Annotated in this window: 28 protein-coding genes and 1 tRNA gene; 19 read left to right on the forward strand and 10 right to left on the reverse strand. The window is 45.6% G+C overall.

From position 1 onward, the window contains the following. Positions 1-25 precede the first annotated feature (25 nt). From PREMU_RS00450 to PREMU_RS00495, 10 genes are all read left to right on the forward strand, one after another. Positions 26-1,849: a GmrSD restriction endonuclease domain-containing protein gene (locus PREMU_RS00450; RefSeq protein WP_007572256.1), complete on the forward strand. Its 1,824-nt coding sequence runs from the start codon at positions 26-28 to the stop codon at positions 1,847-1,849. Between the two features lie 957 nt (positions 1,850-2,806). Then, complete coding sequence (locus tag PREMU_RS00455) at positions 2,807-3,976, forward strand: site-specific integrase (protein ID WP_007572258.1); 1,170 nt, start codon at positions 2,807-2,809, stop codon at positions 3,974-3,976. A 14-nt stretch (positions 3,977-3,990) separates the two neighbouring features. After that, positions 3,991-4,833 carry a hypothetical protein gene (locus PREMU_RS00460; protein ID WP_007572260.1) on the forward strand — a complete coding sequence of 281 codons (843 nt, stop codon included), beginning with the start codon at positions 3,991-3,993 and terminating at the stop codon, positions 4,831-4,833. Positions 4,834-5,014: 181 nt separating this feature from the next. Then, entirely contained in the window at positions 5,015-5,305 is a 291-nt protein-coding gene (locus PREMU_RS00465) for a helix-turn-helix domain-containing protein (RefSeq protein ID WP_007572261.1), read from the forward strand. Next, the gene (locus tag PREMU_RS00470) at positions 5,302-5,820 is read left to right on the forward strand and encodes a hypothetical protein (protein ID WP_007572264.1); all 519 of its coding nucleotides are present in this window, start codon (positions 5,302-5,304) and stop codon (positions 5,818-5,820) included. Before PREMU_RS00465 ends, PREMU_RS00470 begins: the two co-directional genes overlap by 4 nt. Positions 5,821-5,889: 69 nt before the next feature. Beyond that, the gene (locus PREMU_RS00475) at positions 5,890-6,846 is read left to right on the forward strand and encodes a phage/plasmid replication domain-containing protein (RefSeq protein WP_007572266.1); all 957 of its coding nucleotides are present in this window, start codon (positions 5,890-5,892) and stop codon (positions 6,844-6,846) included. A gap of 86 nt (positions 6,847-6,932) precedes the next feature. Further along, positions 6,933-7,289, forward strand: coding sequence for a hypothetical protein (locus PREMU_RS00480; RefSeq protein WP_007572268.1), 357 nt, complete (start codon positions 6,933-6,935; stop codon positions 7,287-7,289). A gap of 216 nt (positions 7,290-7,505) precedes the next feature. Continuing rightward, on the forward strand, positions 7,506-7,709 hold the full coding sequence (locus tag PREMU_RS00485; protein ID WP_007572270.1) for a hypothetical protein: 204 nt from the start codon (positions 7,506-7,508) through the stop codon (positions 7,707-7,709). Positions 7,710-7,714: 5 nt separating this feature from the next. Continuing rightward, positions 7,715-7,951: a hypothetical protein gene (locus tag PREMU_RS00490; RefSeq protein ID WP_007572272.1), complete on the forward strand. Its 237-nt coding sequence runs from the start codon at positions 7,715-7,717 to the stop codon at positions 7,949-7,951. Further along, entirely contained in the window at positions 7,948-8,172 is a 225-nt protein-coding gene (locus PREMU_RS00495) for a hypothetical protein (RefSeq protein ID WP_007572274.1), read from the forward strand. Before PREMU_RS00490 ends, PREMU_RS00495 begins: the two co-directional genes overlap by 4 nt. A gap of 353 nt (positions 8,173-8,525) precedes the next feature. Here PREMU_RS00495 and PREMU_RS00500 read toward each other — a convergent pair. Then, positions 8,526-8,599 (reverse strand) — tRNA-Met (locus PREMU_RS00500). A 51-nt stretch (positions 8,600-8,650) separates the two neighbouring features. Here PREMU_RS00500 and PREMU_RS15360 point away from each other — a divergent pair. From PREMU_RS15360 to PREMU_RS00515, 3 genes are all read left to right on the forward strand, one after another. Then, entirely contained in the window at positions 8,651-8,875 is a 225-nt protein-coding gene (locus PREMU_RS15360; protein ID WP_217179792.1) for a hypothetical protein, read from the forward strand. A gap of 94 nt (positions 8,876-8,969) precedes the next feature. After that, a complete protein-coding gene (locus PREMU_RS00510) occupies positions 8,970-9,701 on the forward strand; it encodes an HAD family hydrolase (RefSeq protein WP_007572276.1) in 732 nt (243 codons plus the stop codon). Further along, the gene (locus PREMU_RS00515) at positions 9,673-9,975 is read left to right on the forward strand and encodes a helix-turn-helix domain-containing protein (RefSeq protein WP_174262879.1); all 303 of its coding nucleotides are present in this window, start codon (positions 9,673-9,675) and stop codon (positions 9,973-9,975) included. The genes PREMU_RS00510 and PREMU_RS00515 overlap by 29 nt, the downstream gene beginning before the upstream one ends. Here the strand turns inward: PREMU_RS00515 and PREMU_RS00520 are convergent. After that, positions 9,952-10,296: a DUF488 domain-containing protein gene (locus PREMU_RS00520; protein ID WP_007572277.1), complete on the reverse strand. Its 345-nt coding sequence runs from the start codon at positions 10,294-10,296 to the stop codon at positions 9,952-9,954. The two genes, PREMU_RS00515 and PREMU_RS00520, sit on opposite strands and share 24 nt — an antisense overlap. Then, positions 10,280-10,819, reverse strand: a complete 540-nt coding sequence (locus PREMU_RS00525; protein WP_007572278.1) for a hemerythrin domain-containing protein — start codon at positions 10,817-10,819, stop codon at positions 10,280-10,282. Before PREMU_RS00525 ends, PREMU_RS00520 begins: the two co-directional genes overlap by 17 nt. Positions 10,820-11,022: 203 nt before the next feature. Between PREMU_RS00525 and PREMU_RS00530 the strand changes: the two genes are divergently transcribed. The 4 genes from PREMU_RS00530 to PREMU_RS00545 all read left to right on the forward strand — a co-directional run bounded on the left by PREMU_RS00530 (position 11,023) and on the right by PREMU_RS00545 (position 13,289). Next, on the forward strand, positions 11,023-11,301 hold the full coding sequence (locus tag PREMU_RS00530) for a LysO family transporter (protein WP_007572279.1): 279 nt from the start codon (positions 11,023-11,025) through the stop codon (positions 11,299-11,301). After that, on the forward strand, positions 11,298-11,903 hold the full coding sequence (locus PREMU_RS00535; RefSeq protein WP_007572280.1) for a LysO family transporter: 606 nt from the start codon (positions 11,298-11,300) through the stop codon (positions 11,901-11,903). Before PREMU_RS00530 ends, PREMU_RS00535 begins: the two co-directional genes overlap by 4 nt. A gap of 106 nt (positions 11,904-12,009) precedes the next feature. Further along, positions 12,010-12,384: a transposase gene (locus PREMU_RS15445; RefSeq protein WP_007572281.1), complete on the forward strand. Its 375-nt coding sequence runs from the start codon at positions 12,010-12,012 to the stop codon at positions 12,382-12,384. A gap of 5 nt (positions 12,385-12,389) precedes the next feature. After that, positions 12,390-13,289, forward strand: a complete 900-nt coding sequence (locus PREMU_RS00545; RefSeq protein ID WP_007572282.1) for an IS3 family transposase — start codon at positions 12,390-12,392, stop codon at positions 13,287-13,289. A 386-nt stretch (positions 13,290-13,675) separates the two neighbouring features. On the opposite strand, the gene PREMU_RS00550 is transcribed toward PREMU_RS00545, so the two are convergent. Together PREMU_RS00550 and PREMU_RS00555 are read right to left on the reverse strand one after the other, a co-directional pair. Then, a complete protein-coding gene (locus PREMU_RS00550; protein WP_007572283.1) occupies positions 13,676-13,873 on the reverse strand; it encodes a hypothetical protein in 198 nt (65 codons plus the stop codon). A 12-nt stretch (positions 13,874-13,885) separates the two neighbouring features. Next, positions 13,886-15,067 carry a phosphoribosylaminoimidazolecarboxamide formyltransferase gene (locus PREMU_RS00555; protein ID WP_007572284.1) on the reverse strand — a complete coding sequence of 394 codons (1,182 nt, stop codon included), beginning with the start codon at positions 15,065-15,067 and terminating at the stop codon, positions 13,886-13,888. Positions 15,068-15,171: 104 nt separating this feature from the next. On the opposite strand from PREMU_RS00555, the gene PREMU_RS00560 reads away from it, so the two are divergent. After that, entirely contained in the window at positions 15,172-15,462 is a 291-nt protein-coding gene (locus tag PREMU_RS00560) for a hypothetical protein (RefSeq protein WP_007572285.1), read from the forward strand. A gap of 186 nt (positions 15,463-15,648) precedes the next feature. On the opposite strand, the gene rplS is transcribed toward PREMU_RS00560, so the two are convergent. From rplS to porT, 4 genes are all read right to left on the reverse strand, one after another. Beyond that, complete coding sequence (rplS, locus tag PREMU_RS00565; RefSeq protein ID WP_007572287.1) at positions 15,649-16,008, reverse strand: 50S ribosomal protein L19; 360 nt, start codon at positions 16,006-16,008, stop codon at positions 15,649-15,651. A 192-nt stretch (positions 16,009-16,200) separates the two neighbouring features. After that, on the reverse strand, positions 16,201-17,049 hold the full coding sequence (locus PREMU_RS00570; RefSeq protein WP_007572291.1) for a bifunctional metallophosphatase/5'-nucleotidase: 849 nt from the start codon (positions 17,047-17,049) through the stop codon (positions 16,201-16,203). A 32-nt stretch (positions 17,050-17,081) separates the two neighbouring features. Then, the gene (locus PREMU_RS00575; protein WP_007572293.1) at positions 17,082-17,858 is read right to left on the reverse strand and encodes a 5'-nucleotidase C-terminal domain-containing protein; all 777 of its coding nucleotides are present in this window, start codon (positions 17,856-17,858) and stop codon (positions 17,082-17,084) included. A gap of 28 nt (positions 17,859-17,886) precedes the next feature. Continuing rightward, on the reverse strand, positions 17,887-18,627 hold the full coding sequence (porT, locus tag PREMU_RS00580; RefSeq protein WP_007572295.1) for a type IX secretion/gliding motility protein PorT/SprT: 741 nt from the start codon (positions 18,625-18,627) through the stop codon (positions 17,887-17,889). 208 nt (positions 18,628-18,835) lie between these two features. Here porT and PREMU_RS00585 point away from each other — a divergent pair, with 208 nt between their 5' ends. Further along, positions 18,836-19,006 (forward strand): 4Fe-4S binding protein, encoded by a 171-nt coding sequence (locus PREMU_RS00585; RefSeq protein WP_007572297.1) that lies wholly within the window; start codon positions 18,836-18,838, stop codon positions 19,004-19,006. A 73-nt stretch (positions 19,007-19,079) separates the two neighbouring features. Here PREMU_RS00585 and PREMU_RS15450 read toward each other — a convergent pair. Beyond that, positions 19,080-19,567 (reverse strand): group II intron maturase-specific domain-containing protein (locus PREMU_RS15450; RefSeq protein ID WP_007572298.1); only part of this gene is annotated, 488 nt, incomplete at its 5' end.

Raw genomic sequence — 19,567 nt, forward strand, 5'->3', positions numbered from 1 at the left:
GATAAATATCTAAAATAAAAGTATCATGCAAGGAGAAAAGTTTACCAATACAACATACACCGTTAAGGCAATCCTTGGACTTATCGAAGCCCGCGAGATTGCCATACCAGAGATTCAACGGCCTTTCGTATGGAGGGCGACACAAGTCCGTGACCTTATGGACTCCTTATATAAAGGTTATCCTACGGGTTACCTCATCCTTTGGAAGAATCCAAACGTGAAACTGAAGGACGGCACAATCTCCTCAGGTAAGAAAGTGGTGATAGATGGCCAGCAACGTATCACAGCCTTGATGACTGCTGTCGCCGGGCAGAAAGTCATGAACAAGAACTTTGAGGAAACACGTATCAAAATAGCATTCAACCCTTTCGCTGCTTTATCCAAGGACAATGATGCCGAAATCTTCGCCGTGCAGACTCCTGCCCATTTGAAGAGCAAGAACTGGATTCCGGACATTGCGGTAATCTTCAAGCCGGAATTCTCTTCTTTCAAGTTCATATTGAAGTATTGTGAAGACAATCCCTACATTGATTGTGATACGCTGTCGCATGTCATAGACAAGTTGAAGTCTATCCAGAACATACAGATGGGTATCATCGAGTTGTCCGATTCCCTTGACATCGACGTTGTAACCGATATCTTTATCCGTATCAATTCCAAGGGCACTGCCCTCAGCCAAGGAGATTTCGTGATGTCGAAGATGGCTGCTGACGATAAGTACGGCGGCAACACACTTCGTAAGATTATCGACTATTTCAGCCATCTGGCTGTTTCCCCCAATCATTATGAAAAGATAGTGGAGCATGACACGTCGTTTGTCGCCACCCCCTATCTCCAAAAGTTAGCATGGCTCAAAGACGATACGGAGGCGGTGTATGACCCAGGTTATGATGATGTCATCCGCGTGGCGTTTATGTCAGAGATTAAACGGGCCAAGTTGGCAAACTTGGTTCAGATGCTTGCAGGACGTGATTTCGAAACACGAGAATTTAAAGAATCGATTATAGAACAGACATACAAGTCAATGTATGATGGTGTACTGAATGTCATCAGCCAGTACAACTTCACACAATTTATGATAACATTACGTTCGGCAGGTTTCATATCCAAGAAACTTGTCAACTCCGTGATGGCAATAGATTTCGCATATACTGTTTTCCTTATTCTCCAGAAATCCAAAGAAGTACCTGTAGCAGAGGTAAAACGCATAGTTCAGAAATGGTATGTGCTTTCAGTGCTTACGGGTAGGTATAGCTCTTCGCCAGAATCGGCCTTTGCCACAGACATACGCCTTATCCGAGAGCGTGGTGTGGTCGCGGTGCTGAAAGACATTGAAGCGGCTCAACTGTCCGACAACTTTTGGAACATTGGCCTTGTGCAGGAATTGGAAACTACCTCCACAACGAATCCTGTGTTCCAAGTGTATCTTGCCTCGCAGATATTCTTTAAGGATACTTCTTTGTTGTCTGCTAATGTGCCCGTTTCTGAACTCATTACATTAGGCGGCGATATTCATCATATCTTCCCCAAGAAGTTCCTGATAGAACATGGAGTTGATAAGACAAAATACAATCAGGAAGGGAACTATGCTTACCTTGACCGTCCTGTGAACGAATCAATAGGAAAGAAGGCACCAAAGGATTACTTTGGGTTAGCACTTAAGCAATGTGAGACGAAGAAGGCAACTGTTGGTTCTATTATTGACGAAGAGGAACTACACCGCAATCTTACTACCAATTGTATTCCATCGGATGTGTTTGACATGGGTTTTGACGATTATGACCGCTTCCTTGAGAAACGGCGAAAATTGATGGCGGCAAAGATTCGCAGCTACTATGAGGCACTGTGACGTTTCCAGTATGATCCAACAAGAATATTGTTGTTATCATGGATAGACTCATTACTGGGAAGATCTTACGTCTTCGCTAGAATCAAAATAAGACGCTATTTTTGCAGTAGATTTCTAACTTTGCTATATGGATAAGAACATAACAATCATAGATAAGGAGTATCGGAAGGAGATAAAAACCTAAGCTCGCGCACGAGAGAAAAGAGAAGTTTGGAAACCATCCGTAAGTTCGAGTGATAGCAATTCATCAAAGAAAGACTCATACGCTAACATAACCTACAATGTTGGTATATGAGTCTTCTTTTCCATTAGTATCTCATTCATCTGTGCCATTACTAATAAGAAGGGCGTTTTTAGAAGCCTGCTTCCTCAAAAATGTTTTCCCATTGTTTTCCCGATTTGGATTTATGACTGGATTCCGTCTACCTTGATGCGGAACGACACTTGGTGATTTCGAGGAAGGAAGTGAAATAAATGTGATATTTCGTGGTGTATCATGCTGTTCTCAAGCAAGTTGTGTTTTCCCAATGTTTTCCCAGATAAAAGAAAAAGGAGTTACGGAATTTCCGTAACTCCTTGACTTTCAATGTAGCGGGGGTGGGTAATCAACCCAGTTTTTGCACCCCAAAGCAAAGGAAAATAAAGGCAACAAAATGCTATTAAGTGATTGATAATTAAGTACTTTATAAAATATACTCGCTATGGCTCATTTTCTTATATTTTCACTTAAAAGCACTTATTTTGCTATGATTTGCACCCTATTTGCACCCCGTTAATAGCTTGAAATATCCTGTAAACAAAGGTGTTTAAAGCACTATATTGCTATGATTTGCACCCCAAGCCGTTAAATTTCAGTTAAAAAGGTTGTGAAAAGAAAATATTTTAGGGTGGGAATTGCACCAAAAGAAAATAAATAACTATATTTGCAACAGAAAGAAAACAAAAGAATATAGCAACATGGAGCCAAAGGCATGGAATACAAAGACCGATAACCCTAAGTTAGGTTATAAGGAGTTGGCAGATGGACGGCACAGCCTCTATTTGCTTTATAACTATGGTTACAACAGCGACAACGGCAAGACGGCAAGGAAAAAGGAGTTTCTAAAGTTATATTTGGTGAGCACTCCAAGAACACCGATAGAACGCCAACAGAATAAAGATGTTTTGGAACTCGCCCAAAAGATTAAGCAAGAGAGGGGGCAACAATTCCTAAACGACAGGGAGGGCTACAGGCTAAAACAAAAGGGCATTAACCTGTTTGTGTACTTTGCCAACTTCATAGAACAAAGCGGGGTAGCAGACAAGCATGTTCTGGAGGGTGCATTAAAGAACTTCCAAGACTTTATTAGTGAGGAATATCCTCAATTTGCCAACAGGATAGAACCTAAGAATTTAAGCCGTGAAATGATGGAACGCTTTGCCCACTACATAGAAGACGTGCATACAGGAGAGGGTATTAGAACCTATTGGCAGCGGTTTAAGCGACTGATTAACTATGCCGTTGAAAAAGGCGTTATCAAGAAAAGCCCCTGTTTGAGGATAAAGGTAATGAACACCAACGACATATTAGGCAAGGACATTCTTAGCCGTGAGGAATTGCAACAATTATTTGCCACTCACTACCCAAAGGAGAGTGAGACCATTAGACGTGCTTTTGCCCTTACCTGTTTCACGGGTATTAGGCATTGTGATTTGGCTACCCTTACCTATGGCAATATCGACTACAGCAATAGGTTAATGACTTTCAGACAAAGCAAGGTGCAACATGATAGCAGTGTTAGCGGTGTGCCTATCCCTTTGAATGATACTTTGCTTGCTATCATTGGAGAAAAGCCAAAGGGGGCAAAGGATAGTGATTTAATCTTTAATTTGCCGTCTATTGAAGCAAGCAACAAGGCTCTAAGGCATTGGACTAAGCGGGCGGGCATAGACAAGCATATTACTTGGCATTGTGGACGACATTCATTTGCCACCAACCTGTTAAGTAACGGGGCTAATATCAAGGTTGTAAGCGAGTTATTAGGACATAGCAGCCTAAAGTTTACTCAAAAGTATGTAAGGGCACTTGACGACCAGAAGAAAGCGGCTATCAATAGTTTGCCACAGATTGATATTACTAACATTTAAGAGCGTCTAAGAGTATGAAAGCAACACCTAAGTTAGATGAAGTTGCAGCGAGATTAAAGTATGCTGCAAATCTCTTTTCCCTTATGCCTGTTTATGTAAACAGAATGGACACGGGAGATTTTGAGGGAGTGGAATATGCAATGAAAGTTTTGGATGGGATAGAAAAAGCGTGGAAAATAGCAAAAAAAAATGTTATTACTCCTAAAGATGTGGAAAATGAATTATTAGGAGTGTGCCCAGATATTGCCGATATTCCTAAGTATATTGCAATAGTTGGCACAAAATTTAATCAAGTAGGCTTACCTATTGATATTGAAAGTTATGCTGACATGACAAATGAAAATGTGCAACGACTGAACAATATAAACCAGATACCTGTAAATCTTAGGAATGATATAACGCTATGTTTACACCTGTGGGGTGATTATTGCCAAATGTGGGTAATGGCAGTTAAAAACATTATAAGCAATTTGAGAGAGTATGCAGAGAATTACAAAAAGGTACTAACAGGAAATATAACACCCAATAAACCCCAACAGTTGCAAGCCTCAACGCCTCTATCTGTAGAGTTGCAAACCGATGAGGCTATAAAGCGGTTTGATAGAGCAGAGAAAGCGGGTATCATTGTAAGGACGGCAACAGGATATAAAAAGAACAACATTACTAAAGCCCAATTAGCCTATTTCCTACAAAAGATATATCAAGCCGACCCACAAAGCGGGACACAATTTCCAGAAACAGAACTAAATAATTTGTTTGGAGAAAGTAGATTGGGGAAAGCAGCGGGGAAATTGGTAGATAATAACAGCGGGAAACCGCGAGGATATAGAATTATAGATGATTTATTTATAGATTGAAAACAAAGCAACTTCCAAAATAAGAAGTTGCTTTGTTGTTTTTGGGACATTTGGGGACACCAATGGGGACACCTTAACACCCTATTTTCTCTTTTATTTGCTTGCTAATTTTGCAACAGCTAACAGAAAGTTAGTTGGGGCGGTGCACAGCCTCTAAGTTAAATTTTTAATTCATAGAAATATGGAGACAATGACAGCAGAGGCAGCAAATAGAATAGCCTACAGGGTAGCGATAAACACAAAACCTATCCTAACATTTGATGAAGCGTGCCTGTATATGGGTATGAGCAAATCAGCCCTTTATAAGGTAACTTCAAACAAGGAGATACCATTTAGTAAGCCAAACGGCAAGATGATTTATTTCAAACGTGCCGATGTGGACAGGTGGTTGCTTAGCAATATGAGTGCCACCGCTACAGAGTTGGCAGATAAGGCAATGGCATACATCCAGAAGAAAGGAGGTAAGCGATGATATTAACCGATTATTACCGCTTTGAGCGTCTGGAGGGCACGTTAGCCAAACTTAGGATTGATTGCACCGCCTCAACAGGCAGCTATGAGCCTTTGGAGGAAAAGAGAGCCACAAAAACACTTAGGCACACCGACAAGCGGGACGGCTGCAACGTGGGCGACCTGTTTTGCTACTTTGGAGACGTTCCAGAGCAATTTGGCGGGGACGTTCACAGGAAAGCAGGCAAAGCCCTAACCAAAAGTAAAAACATTAGCAGCATTTACACGCCCGACCCTAAGAGTAATTTGGGTTTTGGCGATATGAAAGGGACAGCCGATGCGCTTTTGTTTGTCTTCCATGATGCACAGTCTGTCAATGGCAAGCTACAAACCAAGGCGGTTATAGAGGTGTTTGTTGCTCGTGGTTATGCCAAAGATAGGATAGCACTTTACAATGAACTTTCAGACGGCTTATTAGATGAGGAAATGGAATACTTAAGACAACAGGCGACCCCAGAGAGGGAGGGGGCAAAATAGCCCCTTTCCTCACTTCACGCTATATTAAGCTGTTTTTTGTTACCATTTCAGTAACCAGATGATGTTTTTATGATAGATACTTTAAATATGAATTTAGGACTTTCAGAGGCGGGTAATAATATAGATTTTCTTTCAGAAGTACCGTGCCGATTTGACGATGAACCACAGGAACATTATTACCCCGATGGCACAGGCGGTAAATATCCTGTTTTGGGTGGGCATTTGGGCAGTCTCAACGTGAGAGTTAGCAGAATGGGGGTTACTATCAAAGACAGCAGCTTTTGCAAGTGGGTATTGGGCAATAATTTCAAGACCATGACACGGGGCGACATACAACAGGGTATTGAAAAGCTATCAGACGACTTACATTTGCCGTTTAAGCGTGCCAAAGTTACCCGCTTAGATGTTGGTCAGAACATAGTAACAAAAGCCCCTGTAGATGTTTATTTGAGGCATTTAGGGGTATTGAAATGGACTAAGCGATTACCACAACCCACAGGCTTATATTACACAGGTGCAAATTATCAGTTGGCATTTTATGACAAAGTAAGGGAACAGAGGCGGGCGGGCGATATGATACCAGAACTTTATAAGGGTAGGAATGTGCTAAGGTATGAACTTAGGTTCATCCACCGCCTCACAAACTTGCTGAACGTGCCAGAGGTTACAGGCGGCTTACTCTATGATGAGACGTTTTATATTTCTCTGTTTCAGCAATGGCGGGGATATTATAGAACCATTCAAAAGATAGGAGATATAGAATTAAACTTTGAAGAAATGAAAACCAAAAGAGATTTGTATAAGGCGGGACTGCTCGCTTTGGTGGAACAACGGGGCGGGCAGGTGGAGGTTATTGCCCAGATAACAGAAGCATTGAAGCGGGGCGACATATCCAAGAAGCAAGCACACGACCTTAGAGAGGCGGTTAATGAAGCGTGCAAGGTTAAGGTCGGTTTGGTTAAGCCAAACGACACGATAAAAGAACTTGACAAAAAGATAGATGAGGCAACCCGCTATTTTAGGTAGTGGAACACTTCACGCTATATTAAGCTGTATTTAGTTACCGATTTGGTAACCTATAGTAGTTTTATGTAGTATTAAATTTTATTGACATGGCAAGACAGAAGAACGATGGCAAAGGCAGGATAGGCGGGCGGGCAAAGGGAACGCCCAACAAGGTAACGGCAAGCCTAAAGGAGTTCATCAAAAACTTGATAGACAACAACAGAAGCCAGATAATAACCGACATGAAAGAGTTAGCCCCTTATCAGCGGCTGTTATTCATAGAGCGGTTAATTGGCTATGTATTACCTAAACAGGCAGCGGTGGACATTAAGAGCCAGATAGATGCAGAATACAAAGCCCTTGAACGGCTTATAGACGATGCCCCCGATGAGTTTATTGACAGAATTACAAACAAAGTATTAAAATTACAGGAGGAAAAACAGAATGAGCGACAACAGGGATAAGTTAAAGCAGCTTGCAAGAGGTTACAACGACCTTACAGATAGCGACATGGGATTTGACATAGACCTTTGAGAGTATCTGGATAAGGGAGAGTATAATAAACGAGCTGTGGACGCTTGCATTAGTTTGCTTAGGTGGTACAGGCAAGAGAATGGGACAGCAGACCACCAGAGCGGTTTTTATCAGTATATCCAACAATTAAAAAAACAAGGAGGGCAATGAGCAGGCAACAACTTAAAAATTTCATGGAGCGTGGAAACCTCAATGGTAACAGGGAAAGAACCTATGTAGTTTGCAATGGTAAAAGAACCCTAAGAAGCGATGAGCCGACCAATGCCCCGTTTGATATTGAAATAGAAGTGCATTGCACCGACATCAAGCAGTTAGAATTACAAAACAACAAGTATAACATTAAAAAGTAAGAATTATGAGTAATTACAAGAGCATGGTACCAGAGTATCACACAGACGACAAAGGAAATGTTTGGAGTATAGCTCCAGACGGTCAGAAAACGATTATCAAGGCTGTTTTATCAGAAGAGGATAAACAGACCTTAGCCGCCCAGATTAACGCCCAGACGGCAAAGATTGTGGCCGATGAGCGGGAGGCACGGCAGCAGAGAATAGACAATAATTTACAGTATATCAAAGAGCACATGAAATGAAACACGATGCTTTAACCGATGCAATGATACAGCGGGCGATAAAGAAAGCAGCAGACAAACAGGCATGGGAACAGAAAAAACGAGACTATGAAGCCCGTGAGCAGCAGGAACGACAAAAGCGGCTGCAATATCTGGAACAGGAACGACAAATACTGCATCAAGCCCAAGAGACATTGAAAGGTATCAATACCGCTATCATGGAGCATTTTGGCATTAAATGATTGCTTATAACCAACAAAGGGAGTGTTTGCTATCATGGCAAGCACTTCTTTTTTTGTCTGTCAGCCTCAACAGCAGCCACAGGAGGCATTATTTTTTTATTTGTCTATAACTCTATCCATAGCGAGTAAGAAAGCTCGCCAGAGGGCAAATAAACGGCTTATTGTTATTTTTGGTGTTGCCTGAACAATGGAGGAACAATGGAGTTACCAAATTAGTAACCCGTCTGTTTGGGTATCTGGATAGATGAGGCTTTCAAGCCACAAAAGTTAGGTATCTGTTGCAATTTGCATCCTATTTGCACCCTACAGAAATAAAAAACCCTGTAAATCAACGACTTACATGGTATTATTTGTAGCGGGGGTGGGCCACGATCCCACGACCTCCGGATTATGAATCCGACGCTCTAACCAGCTGAGCTATCCCGCCCTCAATTTCCGCTTTACTCCCTGAAAGCGGATGCAAAGGTATATAAATAAAATGGAATGGACAAACTTTTATATGCTTTTTTTTAAAAAAGATAAAACGATGTGTAGATTTAAAGCGATGGACAAAGATCCGGAGGACGGTAGAAAGAAAGATGTGCAAACAAGGCCTTTTCTAAAAAAAAATGTAGAGACAACGTGTCTACAGCACCAAAGCGATGCGTTTACGGCGTTGGGGCAATACGTCTACGGCACTAAGGTGATGCGTTTACGGCGTTGAGGCGATATAAAACTTTCATTGATGTGGTCCTCTTACTACCATTTTGTTGCTTTCTCTTTCATTGGTGACACATTTTTAATGTACCTTTGCCACCATGAACTCAAACGACAACAGCTTCACTCATGCACGGTCGGTGGACATCAGGCTTCTGGCTTTCGATGCCGACGACACTTTGTGGGACTGCCAGGGCCACTTCAACGAGGTGGAGAATAACTATTGCCGCATGCTCGCGCCATACGGAAACAGGACGGAGATCTCTCACCATCTTTTTCAAACTGAGACTGCAAACATGCCGTTATTGGGGTATGGCTGTAAGGCTTTCACCATTTCACTCGTTGAAAATGCCATCAAAGTCTCCAACGGTACCATTAGCGAAGACCAATTGCTGAGCGTTATCAGCCTGGGGAAACAACTGCTCAACATACCGGCTACACCGCTTGAAGGGGTGGAGAAGACGTTAAAGACACTGCATGAAAGCGGAAAATATCAAATGGTGGTATTTACCAAAGGCGACAATCTCGACCAGGAAAACAAATACCGGCGGTCGGGACTGTCCCGGTATTTCGACGACTGCATCGTCGTGTCCGACAAGACCCCGCACGAATACCAGCGCCTTTGCCGTCTCTTCAACACGAACATCCATCACCTCTGCATGGTGGGCAACTCGCTGAAGAGCGACATCCTGCCTGTGCTCCGTCTCGGCGGCTATGCCGTCCACGTGCCTTATGCCCTGCAATGGCAAATGGAAGACACCGATGAAGAGCATGAGTCGCCCCACCTCCGAAGCATAGGAGCCTTTGAACAGCTCACAAAAATTCTATTATGAGGGAGCTGCATTCCCTTTTGAATCTCTCACCCATAGGCTGTGCGTCCTGAGCCTGCTCACGGTGAGAGAAAAGGTAATCTGGCTACTCATAGAGCGTGCGGGAGAGCAGGAATCCAACGTGATTCATCCCTACCGATCATGTCGGGAGATTACCGATTCTCTCGGTATTCAGAAGTTCTCCCCCATGCGCGTGCTTGCCGACCTACGGCGCAAGGGTGCCATCAAAATCAACAGCAGGGAGATCACCATCTTAGACCGACAGAAGATGAAGTAACACCACAGCGTTGTTGTGCTGCTCATCTTTTGCACCATAGAGCAGAGTCACCTGATCGTGAGCACGTAAACTGTCGAGAATAGCAGTTGCTTCAGGATTGGCTTTCAGCTCTGCCACATATCTCTTGCTAAATTCTTCAAACCGCTCGGGGATGTGGTCAAACCACTTTCTCAGCTCCGACGAAGGCGCTAACGTTTTCGCCCAGAGATCAATCCTCGCGGTTTCCTTTTTGATACCTCGCGGCCACAAGCGGTCTACAAGCACGCGATAGCCGTCGTCAACCTCTGCGGGAAGGTACACCCGCTTAATTCTGATTTTCATTTTCCATTCTCAATGCCATGGGGAAAAGCACTTCGTTTTCCACCCAAATATGTTCGAGCAACTCGTCACGGAACTCATGCAAGCGGTCAAGCACCTGCTGATACTGTGGTTCCGTGCCCTCAGAAGCCGTATAATTATTAGTGAGCTCGGCAATGCGCCCGTGCCGGCTCATCTCGTCATCATGCTCCATCATCATCATCTGTATAGGGGCCTGGATGGTACCGCAATGGAAAGGAGCGATATGCTGACCAGCCTCGTGGGCCTCAAACATCTCCATAATGTAAGGATAAAGCACCTGTTCCTCTTTCATGCAGTGGCTGTCAAGATCCTGCAGACTGTTGCGGAAGTGGTCCAATACCTTGTCAAGCTCATGGTGGCGGCTGTCTACATCGGCGAGCAAATCATAGATCTCTGCTCCATAACGACGTGTATTGCGATGGTGAAACTTCAGTACATAGTCGACCAACAGGTCGAGATCCCATCTCTCGAAAGGTATCCCCTGCGCTATTTCCGGTTTATTCATTGCCTAATATATCTTTGTTGCAAAGGTAATGCAATTTGTTTATCCAGAACCGTCACAATTGTTATCTCAGTCAGTTAAATATTCCTAAAAGATGATTCCCCGTCATCGGGCATGCGGTAAACTATAAAAAACACTTGCTCAATTCAGGGAAAGGCTGTAAGTTTGCACTACAGTGCAAAAAGACAATTAACATAAATCTGAATATGCTTAAAATTATTCTGATGATGGCATGCGGCATCCTCGTGGGGCGTATGCTTCAGAAACGGGACTTGAAATGGCTGTCGCCGCTCACTGCCGTACTTATCTGGGCGCTGCTCTTTCTATTGGGTGTTGAGGTGGGAAGCGACAGCCACGTTATCCGTAGTCTGAGCCGTTTAGGCGGCGAGGCAGCACTATTGGCCATTGGTGGCGTCCTTGGAAGTTCTCTATGCGCCCTGCTGCTATGGCGGTCGACAAAGAAACGGAAGGAATTGGCAGAATGAAAGGGAGCCTGATCATCATTGTTTTTTTCATCCTCGGCATCGTATGCGGGTTCTTCCACCTGTTGCCCTCGCCCATCTCCGACAGCAGTGTAAGCATGGGAGCCCTGTGCGCTCTCATCTTCTGCGTAGGTGTAAGCATCGGCTCCGACTCCCGCGTATTTCAGACACTCTGCCACACCGACCCTCGCTTATTTCTCCTACCCCTGTGCACGCTTGTCGGCACACTGACCGGATGTTTAGGAGTCAGTCTGCTCTTGCCGGAGATAAGCCTAACCGACAGTCTCGCTATCGGCTCCGGATTCGGCTACTACTCCCTCTCCAGTATTTTCATTACCGAATACCGTGGCGCCGCCTTGGGCACCGTAGCCTTGTTGTCCAACATCGTGCGCGAGCTCATCACGCTACTCGGTGCACCTCTGCTGGCACGCTGGTTCGGCCCGTTGGCCCCCATCAGCGTGGGTGGAGCGACATCCATGGACACCACGCTACCCATCATCACTCTATACAGCGGCAAGGACTTCGTCACGCTCTCCATCGCCCATGGTTTCCTCATGGACTTCAGTGTGCCATTTCTGGTCTCGTTCTTTTGCGAATTAGCTTAAACCCTCTTCAGATACTTTTAAGTCGAACCATAGTATCCACAAGATACTATTTGTCTTGAACGGATTTAGCTTGTCACGTTCTGACCTTCATAAGAAGTAAAAGACTATGACAAGAAAAACAAAAGTAGCAAAATTCCCGTTATCGGTGAAGTTAGGAGCTATTCGTGACTACTATTCCGACGGCTCGTCAATAACAGCTGTCGCCCGTAAGTGGAACATCGTTCGTACGACTTTATCTAATTGGCTCAAGAGTTGCCCAGTTGATGCAAAAGAGTTATCTTTGCCAATGGAAGTGATAGACCAATATAGAATGAAGCACGCAGAACTGACGAATGAAGAGATCCTTCAAAAGCGCATCTCCGATCTGGAGCAAGCCTTGGCCTATGAGAAGATGCGCAGCCGTGCCTTCGAGAAGATGATAGAGATTGCGGAGAAAGAAGAAGGTATCTCAATATTAAAAAAAGGTGGTGTCAAACAGTAGAGGCGCTGCGGAGTGAATATCCCGATGTTACAGTCGAGACACTCTGCGGACTGTTTGGCAAGAAACGCCAATGGTACTACAAGAACAGAGGCAAGGTAATCTCCGAGCGTCAGCGCAGGAAACTCATATGTGCTAATGTGGACTACTATCGTTGGTTATGTCCCCGTATAGGCTGCGTAAAGCTCTACATTATCCTAAGGGCGGAGTTGGGTGAGGAAATTACTCATGGCCGAGATGCCTTTCTACGCCTTCTTGCAGAGGAAGGATACATCTTGCCTAAGCTCAAGCGTAGGTATACGACGGATTCTGACCATCCTTATCATAAATATCCGAACCTCATACAAAGCGTTGATGCTAAGTATGTTAACCACATATGGGTAGCTGATATTACATATATCTGGATAGTGGGTGATGTCTTGTATCTCCACTTGGTAACAGATGTGTACTCGCATGCGATAATAGGATGGTGCCTATCTGAGACCTTGGAGGCAGAGAATACTGTTAAGGCCTTGGAGATGGCCATACAAACGGCTGGGGGAGATAACCTCTGCGGAACGATACACCACTCTGACCGAGGTTCCCAATACGCTTGCTACGCATATGTTGATTTGCTGAGGAAACATCATATTCAGATCAGCATGACCGAACGGTATAATCCGACGGACAATGCTGTTGCAGAGAGACAGAACGGTATCCTCAAAACGGAAAAACTGTATTTGGAGGATATGTTTCTTAACTATGAGCATGCGAAGCTTGGGATAGAGAAAGCCATAGCGTTTCATAACTATCAGCGGCCTCACATGAGCATAGGTATGAAGATTCCGATGAACGTATATCGCTATGAAGAGCCCGGCAAGAATTTATGGAAGAAGACCAACGGCTGTTCTTGTCCGGATGAAAAATAATCCGTAACTTTGGCGAGCCGGAAACAAGGTGAACGACGGGTTTACGCCATCAACACCAAACGTCCGTCGGGGCATCGGGCCCCGACGAACGTTGCCGGAAAGCAAGGCTCACTCAGGTATTATCCATCTTCCCCTGTCAAAACGGCTATGACAAGCCAATCGGTAAGGCAAGGTCGAAGATGACAAGCAAAATAGTAAAGTTGACTAAATATTGACAAGCAATTCAGTAAACCTGGTCGAACTTTGACAAGCGATTTCAGTAAAAGACAATTTTGTGAAGCAGACCATCGTTCGGCAGTTGCCGCACAATCGTTCGACAGCTGCCGCACAATCGTAAAACAGCTGCCTGACGATTGTCAAACAGCTGTCAAACGATGGCGCTATGCTTATTTCTTGCGCTGTGTCTTGCGGTGAGCCCGCTGTTCGCGGTACTTAGCTTTCTGCCGTGCCGATCCGGAGCCATGGGCTCCCGTGATATATTTCTTCTTCTTGGCTTTGGTCTTCACCTTGTCATCAGCCGGACGCTGCCCAGAAGCCTTCTTGAAGTTAATGCCGTTGACAAGGATCTCCTCGATGTCATCCATAACAATAGCCATTTAATGGTGGAACAGACGGACGTGAGTCATGGCCATGGCGATGCCGTATTTATCACACGTCTCAATGACGTTGTCGTCGCGGATAGATCCGCCGGCCTGTGCAATGTACTTCACGCCGCTCTTATGAGCCCGCTCAATATTGTCGCCGAAGGGGAAGAATGCATCAGAACCGAGACATACATCCGTATTCTGCGCAATCCATTCTTTCTGCTCGGGACGCATGAAAGGCTCGGGCTGCTCGGTGAAGAACTGCTGCCAGGCACCGTCGCGCAGCACGTCCTCATACTCCTCTGAGAGATAGACATTGATGCAATTGTCGCGGTCGGCACGGTGGATATGCTCTTTGAAGGGCAAGCCAAGCACTTTGGGGCTCTGACGCATCCACCACTCATCGGCCTTGCTGCCTGCCAGACGAGTACAGTGAATGCGGCTCTGCTGACCGGCACCAATACCGATAGCCTGACCGTCCTTGGTATAGCAGACAGAGTTTGACTGGGTGTATTTCAGGGTGATGAGGGCTATCTTCAGGTCGCGCAGCACCTCGGGAGTAAACGTCTTATTCTGCGTCGGCACGTCCTCAAAGAGTTTCGAGTCGGCCAAATCCACGTTGTTGCGGCCCTGCTCAAACGTGATGCCAAACACCTGCTTGTGCTCAAGAGGCTCCGGCACATAGTCAGGATCCACCTGAATGACACAATAGGAGCCTTTTCGCTTAGCTTTCAAGATCTCTAAAGCCTCGGGGGTATAGCCTGGAGCAATCACGCCGTCGCTCACCTCGCGTTTGATGAGCTTTGCGGTAGCCTCGTCGCAAGGGTCGCTCAGCGCACAAAAATCACCGTAGGAACACATGCGATCGGCACCACGTGCACGGGCATAGGCACTGGCAAGGGGCGTAAGCTCAAAGTCGACATCATCAACAAAGTAGATTCTCTTCAGCGTCTCACTAAGAGGAAGACCAACGGCAGCCCCCGCAGGACTGACGTGCTTGAACGACGCTGCGGCAGGCAGGCCAGTGGCAGCCTTCAGCTCTTTAACCAACTGCCAAGAGTTGAGGGCATCCAAAAAATTAATGTAACCGGCACGGCCGTTGATGACTTCCACGGGAAGCTCACCATGCTCCATGTAGATGCGTGCGGGCTTCTGGTTGGGATTGCAACCGTACTTTAGTGCGTATTCCTTCATTACAATAATAAAGATTTAATGAGAGATTAACCAAACTGTTTGGCAAAGTTAAGAAAAAAAAGTCGTATCTTTGCCTCACGTTATAGAAAAAAGTATGTGAGAAAATGAAAAGGGACATTAAAGCGCTTCTTAAAGAGGTAGGAAGCAAGACCAAAGAGGGAGAACATGACATCAACTGCGATTTGGGAAACCTATCCAAAAAGCTGTCAAGACATCATATCAACCTGAGCGTCTCATCGTTGAAGAAGCTCATGGAGCTTGTCACCGGCAAGCGAAAGCTTTCCACAGCCGCCAAAAACCGCCTGGCACTCTTTGCCGGCTTTCAGAGTTGGGGAGATCTCGACGATGCACTCCACGGGAACGACGACGGAGACAAAAGCTACACCGTGAAATAATGATCATGCAATTGCAGCAGGGAAAAGACTGATTATCAGTGCAGCCTTATGGCAAAAGCTGCGATACCCTCACGACACCACTCATTCAACAAGTTTCCGCTAAAGCCATTAGCACGAGAAAACAGAGCAGAAAAAAGCATGACAACACTGTCATGCTTTTCTGTTTCTTCAAAGAGGAAATTCTGTTCACTCTCCAGTAACGACGCGCTTCTCCTGAATACGGGCAGCCTTACCAGTGAGCTTACGCAGATAGTAGAGCTTCGCGCGGCGCACTTTACCATACTTGTTGACCTCAATATGGTCGATAGCGGGAGACTCTGCGGGGAAAATACGCTCAACACCTACTGTACCCGACATCTTACGCACAGTGAAACGCTTCTTGTCTCCATGGCCACTGATCTTGATCACGATGCCCCGGTAGAGCTGAATACGCTCCTTTGAACCCTCGACGATTTTGTAAGCGACAGTGATTGTGTCACCTGCCTTGAACGCAGGAATCTTTTTGCCGGTTGCAAATGCTTCCTCAGCAACTTTAATTAAATCCATTTTTGATTGTAATGATTAAATGTTGTCCGTCGCTCCAACCCGACATAGCCTGAGGACTCTTCCCTCAACCAGCGGTCAGGCCGAAAAGCGGTGCAAAGGTACTTACTTTTAACGAAAGAAAAAAGCATTGCCGTGAATTCTATTATTTTTTAACATTCAAGGACCACAGCATCCGCTTCCACAGCCGTTTTGTCATTTATCCAAAGTCAATATCATCTTTCCGACAAAGATGCCACTCTTTCCATTCTGGTCGTCGGGCACAGGAGTGCCCTCGGCATTGTTGACATAACGGAGACGCTTGAAATAAGTGTGGCTGTGCCCACCCAGCACCAAGTCGATGCCCCGTGTGTTACGGATGACCTCCTGGTCGCCCATTCCATGCTCCTCCCAACCAAGATGGGAGATGCAGATCACAAGGTCACAATGCTTCTTTTTTAAGAGATCGGCCATCTCTTGTGCTGTACTCACAGGATCAAGATACTCCGTCGACCGGTAATTGTGATGGTCAACCAATCCGTCAAGTTTTGGTGCGAGACCAAAGACGCCTATCTTCACCCCCTTACGCTTGATGATCACATAGGGCTTGACCATTTTATCGAGCCCGCACTCATGGAAGCGATAATTGGCACAAACGATGGGGAAATTGAGCCGCTTAATGAGGCGCGCAAGATTCTCAAGACCATAGTCAAACTCGTGATTACCCACTGTGCCTGCATCATAATGCATCAAGTTCATCAACCCTGTTTCCACATCACCTTTGAATAAGGTATAATAGGGCGATCCCTGTGAGAAATCACCGCTGTCGAAGAGCAACAGCTTGGGATCCTTGGCACGCTCCTCTTTCAACATGTCAATGCGGCGAAGGAAGCCACCCCTACCCGCTTGCAGTGTATCCGAGAGATGCTCTGACAGCGGGAAAACGCAGCTGTGCGTGTCATTGGTGTGAAGAATTGTCAGTTGCTTCTGGGCAAAAGTCATCAGGCTGCCGCAGAGCAACAACATCATCAATATATATCCTGGCAATAATTTTCTTGTTTTCATCGTTGCTATTATTTACCTAATCTTCTTCCGTCTCACTCCCCTACCGTGATTCTTCCTTCCACCTTGGCGTCGACAGCCTTGCCTTCAGCCATGAGCTTCTTGAAGTAATCTACAATGATATACCTTACATTGTCCGTATTTTCCGTAGGTGAGACGACGCTGGTCTTGGCCTTAAAAGCCGACATACCATCATTGCCTTGCGACAAATAATCCAGAGTGACCACCCGATAGGACTTCTGCGGGTCAACTGGCTCACCGTTGACAGTGACCGTCTTCAGTTGATGGCCGCCCGTAATGACCATCTTCACGCTGTGGCTGACACCCTCGCCTCCTCGCGCTGCAATCTCTCGAAAGAGCTGGAGCACCTTGTCACCGGAAAGCGTCAGAAAGCAAATGTGGTTTTCAAAAGGCGCTACATTGAGCACGTCCCCATAAGTAACTGTACCACTTGGCAATGAGGCGCGGATACCTCCGACATTGTAAATGCCAAAGTCAGGTGTCTCATGGTAAACGCCTCCTGCCCAGACCAGAATGTCTGAGAGCAAGTTGCTGAGGTCGCTTTCGGGTCTATGCGATGCCATGGGGTGTGCCGTCGTCCCCACTACAGGCGACATTTCCCTATCCACCTCACTCTTGTAAGGCATGATGAACGCCGCAGCCCGTGCGTCAGGATATGCGTCATACTTCCTGTCAATAAGGATACGGCTGCGCTCTATCTTCACGACGCGATATTTCGGACGCCATGAAGCTGAGGCCGATGTGGCTGCCATGACCGACAGCACAAGCAATGATCTGAACGTTGTATTCATTTATAATATGTGTGACTATTGTGTTGGGTTACTCGAAATAAAAAGCCAATGCGATCATTTTCGTCTTGGCTTTGTTCACGCTCATGGCGAACGGACGTAACGAGGCGTCGCGCAACTGTTGAGGATGCTTAGTATCAAGACTGTTGGTCAACCCAAACATGAACTTCAGTTCAGGGCGCAACTTGAAAAAAGGCAAATAGAAATCACATCCCACCCCTGTCTCGAAATAGACATCATAACGCTTGAGTTTCAGAATGTCGTCGCTCTTTCCGCTGAGATTAATGGCCGGACACAGGCCCGCCAACAGATAGGGCCGGTGGTTGCCCGCGCGCTTCGAGGCGAAGATCACGTCAGCTGAGCAAGAGACATACACTGATTTGAGGTTCTGCGTGCGGTCACGCAGACTGTCGGGAGCCTGTAAATCCATGTTGTGGAAAGTGAGATGGCGGCTGCCGAAGTAGAGTGTCGGAGCAATGCGCAATGAGAAATAATCATCAAGACGTGCCTCACCGAGCACGCCCACATTGAAACCCTGGTCCCAACGGTCCTGATCAGCGGTGATGGTATAGACCTGTTGGGAGCCGTCGGCAAGCGTCATCGTCTGCGGTCCCACATTGGTGAGCTCCAGATCCTGGGCATGGGTGCCGACCAAGATGCCGAAATGGAAAGGCCGCAAGTCGGTGTATGGCCGGTTCTCCACAGTGTGCTCCTGAGAGAATACTGGCAGACAACAGATGGCTAATACAAAAGATATAACGATTCTTCTCATCAATCTACAAACGTATTCTCCCTTTTATTATTGCATCTTTCATCATTAATGATGATAAAAATGTTAAATAACCAAATTTTCTATCCTCATTTGTAGGTATTAGAAATAAACTCCTTATCTTTGCAATGACGAAAAAGAGAGCAGGCGCCACAGCCTGCGTTTCTATGTTCATTCAACAAAAACATTATAAATTTTAAAGCTAAGAATTATGGCATACGTTATTGGTGACAACTGTGTCGCATGCGGTACTTGCATCGACGAATGCCCTGTAGGAGCTATCTCCGAGGGCGAAATCTATCACATTAACCCCGATGAGTGCACAGAGTGCGGCACATGCGCTTCTGTCTGCCCCAACGAGGCTATCAGCCTTCCTGAGTAAATCATTTACTTTTTAAGGAATCGAGTAGGAGGAAAACGAAGTAGTTTTCTTCCTACTTTCGTTTTCCGACCTCTCACACCACCGTACATGCGGTCCCGCATACGGCGGTTCCTATTTTGGGGTGCCATTCGAGATACGTCCCCATTAAAGTAGCATACCCTGCTGCACGTAGATTGTTGTTACTTATTGCAGTTGCTAAAATAGGACTATTAGCTATATGCCAATAACCCTTACGAGTATTACCCCATTCGTATGCTTGGTATTTATTAATACCACATCTAATGAGGTTTGCCACTTTTGTCTTGACTTTCTTCCAAGCTTTCCATATACACATGCGTATTCTACGTCTTAACCATTCGTCTGTTTCAAGCAAGAGACGCTTCATATTGGCAAGGTGATAATAGCCAACCCACCCTCTTATGTATTCTTTCAGCTTTTGCTTTCTCTTGGCATATCCCCATCCATTGCTGCGACTTGTCAGTTCTTTCAACCTTGACTTCATCTTGGCTTTGGATTTTGGGTGCACAGTGAGTTGGCATTTGCCTTTCATCACATAAAAGG

This window comes from Hallella multisaccharivorax DSM 17128, from assembly GCF_000218235.1.
In the GTDB taxonomy this organism is placed as follows: Bacteria; Bacteroidota; Bacteroidia; order Bacteroidales; family Bacteroidaceae; genus Prevotella; species Prevotella multisaccharivorax.